This is a genomic window from Vibrio superstes (assembly GCF_003569005.1).
In the GTDB taxonomy this organism is placed as follows: Bacteria; Pseudomonadota; Gammaproteobacteria; order Enterobacterales; family Vibrionaceae; genus Vibrio; species Vibrio superstes.
In genome coordinates, this window is record NZ_BCUR01000001.1 from 671105 (window position 1) to 681817 (window position 10713).

Annotated in this window: 9 protein-coding genes; 6 read left to right on the forward strand and 3 right to left on the reverse strand. The window is 44.6% G+C overall.

Translation table 11 applies throughout. The features are described 5' to 3' along the window. Positions 1-279: 279 nt before the first annotated feature. Positions 280-1167: a LysR family transcriptional regulator gene (locus D5I41_RS02810; RefSeq protein WP_119008400.1), complete on the reverse strand. Its 888-nt coding sequence runs from the start codon at positions 1165-1167 to the stop codon at positions 280-282. A gap of 245 nt (positions 1168-1412) precedes the next feature. On the opposite strand from D5I41_RS02810, the gene rimK reads away from it, so the two are divergent. From rimK to D5I41_RS02825, 3 genes are read left to right on the forward strand one after another with little or no spacing between them, the layout of a single operon-like run. Further along, positions 1413-2318, forward strand: coding sequence for a 30S ribosomal protein S6--L-glutamate ligase (gene rimK, locus D5I41_RS02815; RefSeq protein ID WP_119008401.1), 906 nt, complete (start codon positions 1413-1415; stop codon positions 2316-2318). Continuing rightward, positions 2318-3334: a succinylglutamate desuccinylase/aspartoacylase family protein gene (locus D5I41_RS02820; RefSeq protein ID WP_017030172.1), complete on the forward strand. Its 1017-nt coding sequence runs from the start codon at positions 2318-2320 to the stop codon at positions 3332-3334. The genes rimK and D5I41_RS02820 overlap by 1 nt, the downstream gene beginning before the upstream one ends. Beyond that, on the forward strand, positions 3327-3758 hold the full coding sequence (locus tag D5I41_RS02825) for an ATP-dependent zinc protease family protein (protein WP_119008402.1): 432 nt from the start codon (positions 3327-3329) through the stop codon (positions 3756-3758). Before D5I41_RS02820 ends, D5I41_RS02825 begins: the two co-directional genes overlap by 8 nt. A 52-nt stretch (positions 3759-3810) precedes the next feature. Here D5I41_RS02825 and D5I41_RS02830 read toward each other — a convergent pair whose 3' ends face one another. Continuing rightward, positions 3811-4362: a cysteine hydrolase family protein gene (locus D5I41_RS02830; protein WP_119008403.1), complete on the reverse strand. Its 552-nt coding sequence runs from the start codon at positions 4360-4362 to the stop codon at positions 3811-3813. A 193-nt stretch (positions 4363-4555) separates the two neighbouring features. On the opposite strand from D5I41_RS02830, the gene D5I41_RS02835 reads away from it, so the two are divergent. The 3 genes from D5I41_RS02835 (at position 4556) to D5I41_RS02845 (ending at position 7028) form a co-directional block, all read left to right on the forward strand. Beyond that, entirely contained in the window at positions 4556-4891 is a 336-nt protein-coding gene (locus tag D5I41_RS02835) for a hypothetical protein (RefSeq protein WP_147094861.1), read from the forward strand. 413 nt (positions 4892-5304) lie between these two features. Further along, a complete protein-coding gene (locus tag D5I41_RS02840) occupies positions 5305-6336 on the forward strand; it encodes a type II asparaginase (RefSeq protein WP_186811124.1) in 1032 nt (343 codons plus the stop codon). A 194-nt stretch (positions 6337-6530) separates the two neighbouring features. Next, complete coding sequence (locus D5I41_RS02845) at positions 6531-7028, forward strand: GNAT family N-acetyltransferase (protein WP_119008406.1); 498 nt, start codon at positions 6531-6533, stop codon at positions 7026-7028. A 342-nt stretch (positions 7029-7370) separates the two neighbouring features. On the opposite strand, the gene D5I41_RS02855 is transcribed toward D5I41_RS02845, so the two are convergent. Next, the coding region (locus D5I41_RS02855) for a tandem-95 repeat protein (RefSeq protein WP_119008407.1) at positions 7371-10713 on the reverse strand (3343 nt) is incomplete at its 5' end.

The window sequence follows — 10713 nt, forward strand, 5'->3', positions numbered from 1 at the left end:
CAATCTGATATAGACCAGATGAATTGATAGGATATAAATTGAAGATTTCACATTGATTAACTGAATGACTAATTCATTCAATATTCATAAGTAGGCATAAAGTGAAACTTACCAGTAATAAAAATCACATTCGAGCTTAGGTAATAAGAGGAAAGAGCAGCAGGTGATTAATTGGAATCGTCCAGGTGATATAAAAACAATTCAAAACAGAGGTTTAGCCGAAGGTATCTAAACCAAAGGATCACAAGCGCGACCCTTTAGTCATAATTCACGAACCGATTAGATAAGCGCATCGCCCGCTTGTTGCAGGCTAAAGGCGGTTAATGGATCTATTTCTCCCACCAATTTCTCGACTTGTTTAATCGCATCAATTGATGTGCTGGTCCTTCTATAGCTTAAATAGATAGGTCTCTTCCAGTCTTCAATCTGCTCTACTTTATGGAGTTGACCACTAGCGATAAAAGGCTCTACGACTGATTTAGGCAGGTAGGCGGTGCCCCCTTTTTCTAAGATAAAGTCTAAAGCAATACGGCCCGTCGAGGTGCGCAGATAAGGCGCTGGGATCTGAGGGTGTCGCTCAGCATGCTCAGAGGCAAATTTAGTTCCCCAATCCACATACACATAGTTTTGTTCGAAGACATTCTGATCACTGCTCGGCACCGTTGACACCATGGTCAAGACCAGATCAGCAATTTTACTACACTCAAGCTCATCAGACTTCAAAGGATCCAAACCAAACGCCATATCCAGGGTCCGTTCAAGCAGATTGCGATTCAATTGTTCACGAGACAATGACTCTGCCATAAAACCATAACCGGCAAACGAGTCCGTGATAATGCTCAATCCATTTTGTAGATAGGCATCCCAAATATTGGGTGTGCCACCGATCGTCAATTGCAACGCCTTTCCGCTGTCGAGAGAAAGCTCAAACTTTGCTTGTTGCAAGGTATTGACCATAACCTCGGCATACCCTATCAAGCGCTCACCCGCACTGGTTAACTTAATGGCATTACGATCTCGAATAAACAGCGTGGTATCAAAATACGACTCAAGCTGCTTTATGCGAGCACTCACGGCTGCCTGAGTAATATAAAGATTCTCAGATGCACGACCAAAGTGCCGCTCTTTAGCCACCTCTAAAAAGGTTTTAAATACCTTTACGTCCATAACATTACTCTCTCATTTGGCCCTTTGTGATTGTGATTGGGGCAAGCACCTACTAACACTGTAGACCTACACAATACCGCTAAAATTTAGTTGAAGTACACTGAATTTGTTCTAAAAATGCACTTACTCATCACGACAAATCCTCTTTATCTTGTCGACAAAAATTATTCGCTTACGTTCAAGGGCAGATGCGACTACATTGCGCACAAATCAACCGTATAACCCCAACTGTAGGAATCGAAACCATGCGTATTGCAATCTTGTCTCGCAATGAATCTTTGTACTCTACTCGCCGCCTAAAAGAAGCAGGCGAAGCACGAGGACACCAGGTAGATATTATAGATACCTTGCATTGCTATATGGACATTACTAGCAATAGCCCAAAGGTTCGCTATCAAGGTGAAGACCTGCCTCATTACGATGCAGTCATCCCAAGAATTGGTTCTTCGATTACCTTTTACGGTACAGCGGTAGTGCGTCAATTCGAGATGATGGACACCTTTGCGGTCAACGAGTCCGTCGCTATCAGTCGCTCTCGTGACAAACTGCGTTCATTGCAACTGCTATCACGCAAAGGCATTGGTTTACCGCGCACTGGGTTTGCCAACAAGCCAGACAACATTCCTGACGTAATCAAAAACGTCGGTGGTGCTCCAGTGGTCATCAAGCTTCTGGAAGGTACTCAAGGCATTGGCGTTGTATTAGCAGAAACCAACAAGGCCGCAGAAAGCGTTATTGAAGCGTTTATGGGACTAAAAGCGAACATCTTGGTTCAAGAGTTCATTGAAGAAGCTAAAGGTGCTGATATTCGTTGCTTCGTAGTAGGCAACAAAGTAATAGCAGCAATGAAGCGACAAGCCGGTGAAGGCGAATTCCGCTCTAACTTGCACCGTGGTGGCACAGCACAGCTTGTACGCTTGACTAAAGAAGAGCGCCAAACTGCAATCAATGCCGCTAAAGTTATGGGACTGAATGTGTGTGGTGTAGACATTCTACAATCTAAGAATGGCCCGGTGGTGATGGAAGTTAACTCCTCTCCTGGTCTAGAAGGCATAGAGAAAGCAACTGAGAAAGACGTTGCGAGCATGATCTTCGACTTTATTGAAAAGAATGCCAAACCAAACGCAAACAGAACCAAAGGAAGAGGCTGATGAGCAAGGCACTTACTATTGCCGGTGTAGATATTCTACCCGGTGAGCAATGCCAGATTGATGTACCCGTTGCCAAACTGTATACCGATACAGAGCTGTCGCTACCTGTACACATTCAGCGTGGTAAGCGCCAAGGGCCAACCGTGTTTGTCAGTGCCGCGGTTCATGGTGATGAACTTAATGGTATTGAAATCATCAGGCGCCTTATCTCAGCAAACCTAAATGTCATTCGAGGCACCTTGATCTTAGTGCCTATGGTGAACGTTTATGGGGTGTTGAACCAAAGCCGTTATCTGCCGGATCGCCGCGACCTCAACCGTAGCTTTCCTGGTTCAGAAAAGGGCTCAATGGCTGCGAGATTGGCGCATACCTTGATGGAGAATATCGTCAAACACTGTGACTACGGCATTGACCTGCATACTGGAGCGATTCATCGCTCCAACTTGCCACAGATCCGTGCGGACCTTAGTGATGCAGAAACAAAAGACCTAGCTGAAACGTTTGGCGTTCCGGTGCTTCTAAACTCAGTATTGCGAGACGGTTCTTTACGCGAAGCAGCAACGAGTAACAATACTCGAATCTTACTGTACGAAGCGGGGGAAGCGTTGCGTTTTGATGACCTATCAATTAACGCAGGTTACCAAGGCGTGCAAAACGTATTGATGAAGCTAGGCTTGATTCGCAAGCGCCGAGTTAAACGCAAAATTGAGCCATTTATCGCTAACAAAAGCGAGTGGCTACGAGCAAGCGGCAGTGGTTTCGTCAACGAAATGTTCGAGCTTGGAGAACAAGTGATTAAGGGGCAAACTCTGGCTGAGATTCACTCTCCGCTCGGTGAGCTTATCCAAAAAGTGGTTTCTACTCGTTCTGGAATCATTATTGGTAAACAGAATATTCCTTTAGTTCAAGAAGGCGATGCGATGTATCACATTGCTTACTTTGGACAAAACGATGATGGTGTTGCAGAGCATATAGAACTTCTGCAAGACACTTTAGGTGAAAGTGATAATGGATAGATTGATAATCGGTAATCTTGAACTATGTAGCTTGCCTGACTTAGGCATTGTTGATCTTGAAGTGCGAGTGGATACGGGGGCAAAAACCTCATCTTTGCATGCGGACAACATCCGTAAATTTCGTAAGAGTGGCAAGCCGTACGTTGAGTTCGATCTGCATCCAGATATCTACAACCTGGAAAAAGTCGTAACTTGCCAGGCTAAGGTCATCGACTCACGTAAGATAAAGTCTTCAAACGGTGAGGCAGAGCAACGCTGTGTCATTAAAACCACCTTCGGCATTGCGGGGCACAGTTGGCCAATCGAGGTGACGCTAACCAACCGCAAAGACATGTCTTACTTGATGCTACTTGGCCGTGAAGGTATGGGTAACAAGGTATACGTTGACCCTAGTCGCGCATTTACCTTGGGCAGTGACGAATAAGTCTTTTACTTCAACATAAAAGAAGGAAGCCATGGCTTCCTTCTTTTTTTCATCAGCCCTTAATAATTTGCTCTGAGCTCATTAACACACTCATCTTTGGAAACACCCTCTCACAGCTGTGCTGATGGCAAATTAAGTCCATGTCGGCAATAGCGTCTTCTACAATCACCACGTTGTAATCTAACTCAAAGGCTTGTCTCGCCGTCGATTCAACCCCAACACTGGTTGCAACTCCAGTGAGATAGACATCAGTAATTCCCTGCGCCTTAAGCTGATCATGTAAGCCAGTATTAGTAAATGCGCCCCATGAGTATTTTGTTAGGTACTTAAAGTTGGGGTTGTTGCTGAAGCTTTCTATTAGTGGGCCCCAAACAGTGGCAGAAGATGCCTGAGCTCTTTTGGATGCCCTTTGCTGTACTTCAGTGAGCCCTTTTGCCCGACCTGCCACGTTAACAACGAAAACAGGCAACCTTGCACGTTCAAATGCTCCACATAATGCAAGACTATTGCTGATCACTGACGTTGCCACTTCAGCTGGCACTTTATCAACAATACCTTCTTGAAGGTCGATAACGATAAGTGCTGAATGCTCGCTTATACCCATGGGTCGATACCTTTGTTGCTATGTGCCCGTTAGATCAGAATACACCCAGAGTGCGCTATTTGTCCTCTAATCATTTTGCCGTTACTGAAACTCTCTATTTCGCACAATTGTTCTCTAAGTCGACCCATGTCTGAAAAATCAGAAAGTTGTTATGTTATGTTTTTCAAAATTTATAACCATTGGAAAACTCACCTTGAAACGTATTTTAGTTGCAGTTGTAACTGCAGGAATTCTTACCGCCTGTGCAGATCAACAACCTGATCGAAAGCTTGGCCCAGTATGTGATACTGATATTGCAATCACAAAAGAGAAGGTAGGCGTATCGAGCCGCTACTACGTGGAAAACAACAACCAACAACAGAGCGCAACAGGCCTTATCCAAGCAAACTATCGCCCAGACTCTAATAGCGGCTTATCCGCGACAAAACGCTACAGTTTTGACTTACAACCGGGCGAGATAACAGAGATAGATATATGGGAAGCCAATGCCTTCCCTAAGCTTGAATTTATGCGCTGCAACTACTATTAATCTCACTTCAATTCAGCAATTGCACGTTTGTAAGGGCGCAAACTACATGTCCAATTACAATGGCGGCCGACTCTAGGTTCTATCTATGGTTGGCCAATGTAAAGCACACTGCGGCCCAACAGCGAAAATATCAAAGAGGAATACTCTCTATAACGGTAAATGGCCCGTGCAAGGAACTACTTGTCTGATTTTCCCTCCCCAACTTAGTGCAACTGCACCAAGCACATAACCCGCTAATATTCATTTCGATACACTTTAAATACTGTTTGTTTCTCATTCTAGATTGACTTAATTTCAACCAATAAATCTAGACTTACTTTTCACTTAACTCGATGAAATTAAGACTTTTTACTTAGGGTTGGCATCGAATGTGCAATAGAGGGACGTATATCCATTTCATTCCTGAGGACGTCATGAAAAAACTTACTACAGCCCTGATTATTTCATCTTTGTTTAGCTTTAATGCTATAGCTAACGACCTACCTAATATCACCATTCTAGGTACAGGTGGCACCATTGCTGGCTCTGCAGAGAAATCCACGGATGTAACCGGCTATAAAGCAGGAGAGATTGCGGTATCGACTCTTATTGAAGCTGTTCCACAAATCGTCGATGTAGCAAATGTTGATGGTATTCAAGTGGCTAATACCAGTAGCTCTAACATTGATAGCAAGATATTGCTTGAGATGGCAAAGACAGCCAACTCTCTATTGCAAAAAGATACCTCAGGCGTGGTTATTACCCACGGCACTGATACCACAGAAGAAACAGCCTTCTTCATGGATTTAGTTAACCAAACAGATAAGCCAATTGTAGTAGTAGGTGCTATGCGCCCTGCAACTGCAATTAGTGCAGACGGTCCGATGAATCTATTGAATGCGGTTAAGTTAGCTTCTGATGAGAGCGCACACGGAAGAGGCACTATGGTTCTTTTGAACGACAATATTGGCGCGGCTTACTATACCTCTAAAACAAGCTCAATCTCTTTGGATACCTTTAAAGCGCACGATCAAGGCTTCTTAGGAACCTTTGCCGGAGGTGAGCCTAAATTCTACTATGAGCCAGCTAAGGTCATGGGTAAGCCAACATTTGACGTATCTAAGTTAGAAACCCTACCTAAAGTTGATATCGTATACAGCTACCAAAACATGGGGCCAGAGATCATCGATGCCATCGTAGAGTCTGGTGCTGATGGTATTGTTGTTGCTGGCAGTGGCAATGGTTCGGTTCCTTCTGCTGTGCGAGAGAAGATTAGCCAACTGAATGAAGATGGCTACCCGGTGGTGCTTTCTACACGTACAGGGTCTGGTTTCGTTACTGCAAAATCTCACGCTATTGGTTCTGGTGTTCTGAACCCTCAAAAAGCACGAATCATGTTGATGCTAGCCTTGACGGAGACTCAAGATGTGAAAGAACTGCCTGTCTACTTCGGCACACAAAGCTAAACTAATCGAGAAACATCACCAACCTAGATCGAGTCCCCTATTCCAAAAATGATTGGCCACTCGCAGAATTTGATGCCGATACTCGATTGACCCTGTATGGGGGTGATGAAAAAGGCTACATCGATTATCCTAGTTACCAAGCATAATGAATACGACGGCAGCCTTATGGTTGCCGTTATTGTTTAAGAGGATATATGGACGTTACCTTTACAAGAGTCACCAACCAGCAGCAAATAGATATCGTTGTCGACCTAGCCAATATCATATGGACTGAGCATTACACCCCCATCATAGGGGCAGAGCAAGTTCACTATATGCTCACTCACATCCACTCTGCTGCGACTATCGCTACAGAAGTAAAAGATCAGAACATCCACTATTATCTCATTCATAAAATGGGTAAACCTGCGGGCTATGTAGGCGTAAAGCTACAACCAGAGCAGCTGTTTTTAAGCAAGATTTATGTGCTTTCTAGTGAGCGAGGCAATGGGATTGGCGCACTATCGATAAGCTTTATCAAGGACTTAGCCTTGTCGAACCATTTGAGTAAGATTTTTCTCACCGTCAATAAATACAATTCCCACTCTATTGCTGCCTATCAGCGCATCGGCTTTGAAATCACGGAAGAGATCGTGGCTGATATTGGGGGCGGTTATGTCATGGATGATTATAAGATGGAGCTAAACCTCTAGACCTGCAATAAAAATCATTACTATCAGCGTACGCTGAGGCATAGCTATACCCTCATAATATCAATCGTCAAATAGAACAAGAAATGGCAAAGCCCTTATGTATATTTGATATGGACGCAAATCAATGGCGATGGTGCAATGATAGAAGGAGTGCCTAGCTACAGAGAAGGTGACACGCCTTGAGCAGTGGTTATCTCAAAGCAAGCATGCCGACTGCACCTACCTGATCAATCCTAGCCCTAGTCTTGCGGCCTTAACAAAGCGAGAGAATTGGACAACTCTCACCTCGAAATAACCTGAGCACAAACAAAAACCCCAAGCGTTGAGCTTGGGGTCATTCGTTTAGCTATCGGTTAGCTGCACTATTGTCGCTAAGTTATCGGTCAACTCGGTGGCTGATATTCCTTGCAATTCAATAGTGAAAGACTCTTCACCCTTTTCCACAGTGATGAATGATTGTGTATCGTCGCCGGTTATAGTGCCTTCCAATTGGGTTAGTAACGCATCCAGTTCCAAAGGTTCTGAGATATCTGTAAACAATTCACTAAGATCCAATTTATCCCCTTCTGCAATTGAGAAGTCGGTAATAGTGTCGGTTTCATTAAATACTCTCAGGTCTGATGGCGTCCATTCAAATGTATCAGCACCTAAGCCACCAGTCATGATGTCTTCACCCATGCCGCCAATTAGCGTGTCATCACCTGAGCCACCAAGTAATAAATCATCGCCAGAACCGCCGGTTAGAATGTCGTTGCCACCTTGTCCGAATAGAATGTCGTCGTCGGTGCCGCCATCTAAAATATCATCTTTATGTGAATCTAGAGATTGGTCAAATTCCTCTACATTGGAAGAGATGTAGTTAAACATATCTTTTGCTTCCACGTCAGTTTGGAAGGCGCCTGTTTGCTCGGCTACATATTGCTGAATGGCCGAAACACCTTGGCCTTCTATGCCGGGAAAAGACACTGTATCGCCAAACAAGATATCAACCCCATCCCCAGAACTGATGGTATCAGAACCAGGCTCTAGAGACGTTGCCTTTCCTAGGATGGCATCTTTAAGATCATCTACATTAACATTGGCATCTACCTGTCCAAAACTATCAAACTTAAGTAATGTTGCTTGGTCAACACCATCACCAAGGCCAATAGCCTCGACCGCTGAAATTGCTGCCAAGATAGCAAAGTAATGCTGACCTTGTTTCACTACCTCGGTGTTATCACTCCAGTTATCCTGGAATACAAATTTCTTGCCATTACTATGAAGGCTAAGATAACCAACCGGTTCTCCGGTATAGGGTGACACAACATTGACTTGGCCATTTTCTATCGAAGACTCGATGACAACCCGTCCATTCCAACTCACTTCCTGACCAAGTACAAAATTGTCCGGCAAGATATCAGCAAGAGAATTCACTTCCTTAGTATCTTGATCATAACCAATTAAAAACTCTGTAAGCGAAGCATTCTTAAGATTCGTCGCTCTTGTTGGTTCACCATCTGTAATGAAGAAGGTTTGATTGGTCGCCTCGTTACCCGCCAATGCTAACGATTCAAACCACTCGATAGCAGTCTCAAAACCTGCTTCATAGTTAGTTGAAGATTCCGCATTAAGTGCACCCACTTTAGCGGCAAATTCATCTTTAGCATCTTGTGCTGAAGTATTCGACAAATCGATAGACACAACTTGTGCCGCATCAGTTGCAAACTCAGACAGCATCACATTAACCGTGCCAGAATTGTCTTCCTTAGCAACGTCCACTATCTCATTGAATGCGGCAATTATCTGAGCTTTCGCCTCATCAATAACACCTCCCATGCTTCCCGAGGTGTCTAAGATAAAGGCTATGTTGTAGTTTTCACCAGCGACAACTTGGAAGTCTTGTACATCGCCGACAATCAACTCATTCGCATCTGTACCAACAATGGTATCTGCCCCATAAGAAGCAGTTTGAACCTTAAATTCGCTACTCTCGATGATCAGGGGAAGTGTTGTACTCGATGATGCCGATTGCCCAGTGCTGGTTTCGGTCGCCGTGGCAGTGAATGTAACATCGTAGTCACCTGCTTCGGTTACATTTGCTTTTAATGTTGCAATATCAAGGCCGGTAATATCAACCCAACCATTGGCATCAACAGTAACTTCATTGCCATTGATGTCTTTAATAACGGTACCTTCAGGTAGCCCTTCAAGAGAAAGAGCCAAGGTCTCACTACCATCATCATCGACAAGGCTTGCACCTAGATCCCATAAGTCAACGAACTCACCTTCAGTACCTTTGGCATCTGAAGACTCTAGAACTAGATTATCGACAATCGCACCATAGCTATCTGCACCTGTGGCCTGAAGAATCAGACGGTAGTCACCTTCTGTATCCGATGGAAGGGTGACCTGAATGTTGCGCTCCCAAGAATTGTCTGTAGGTCTGAACTCATAAAGTGTGACGGCTTCACCCATAATTGGATCGCCATCATCGTCTAGCTTAACCCACAATACGTTCAGGTCACTATCGCCGTTCTCCCAGCGACGAGCCGCTGCATCAAAGGTGAAACTGTAGTAACGGCCTTCTTCGACAGAGATATTGGTGTAGATAGAATCATCACCATTATCAGCCTCAATTTCTAATACAAGGTTGCTATCTGTTGCACCAGGACGATAAGTTGACTCTTGACCAATTTCAACCTTGTTGTCGTCATTGGCATACCATTTCCCCAAGGTATCTCCACCGAGAACGGCACTCACATCGATATCTGAACTCCAAGTTTTCCCATCTGGAATAACCGCGTCTTGGAAGTTAATTGAGGCCTCATTTCTGTCTTGGCCAACCAAGATAGTCGGTGCATCTACCTTAGGCGTAATATCGATGGTAATTGATGCTTCTGTACTTTCTGAGTTCCCATCACTGATAGTGAAGTTAAATTCCGCGTAATCAGATTTTTGGTCGCCAGTACCAAGATCACTGAACGAATCATCACCAGATTCATTGCTATCAGGGATGAATCTCAAGTAGTTGGCATCAACGTCTGCTTTGGAGATAGAATCTCCAACCGCTACGTCTTGCCATGCGCCATTGACGTAGATTTGCATTGCGCCGTCAGCCGGTAGTGATTTAATCACGACAGATAAATCAGAATCAGGGCTATCTATGTCACTCGCATTGAACAGATCCCAGTTAAGAGTTAATGCTGTATCTTCTTGCCCAGTGATACTGTTGTCTGACGTGGTTGGGCTGTCGTTCAGTGGCACAACCGTCACCTTCGCCTCAGCATTAGCGTACTCGCCATTGCCATCTGTAATGGTGTAGCTAATCGTCGCATCGCCGTTAAAATCTTGGGCTGGGGTGAACACCAACTTACCGTCCACGATTGCAACCGTACCTTGATTAGCCGGTACTGTGGCAGCAGTAATCGTTAGATCATCACCGTCAATGTCGGAGTCATTGCTCAGAACATCAATCGTGACTTCGGTGTCTTCATTCGTTGAGATAGCGTCATCTACTGCCACTGGGCCATCGTTCTGTGGCGTAACTGTGACTGCGACTTCAGCGCTTGAATACTCTTCATTGCCATCGGTGATGGTGTAAGAAATCGTTGCTTCGCCGTTGAAGTCTTTGGCTGGGGTGAACACCAACTTACCGTCAACGATTTCTACTGTTCCTTGCTCAGCCGGTACCGATGCTGCTGTA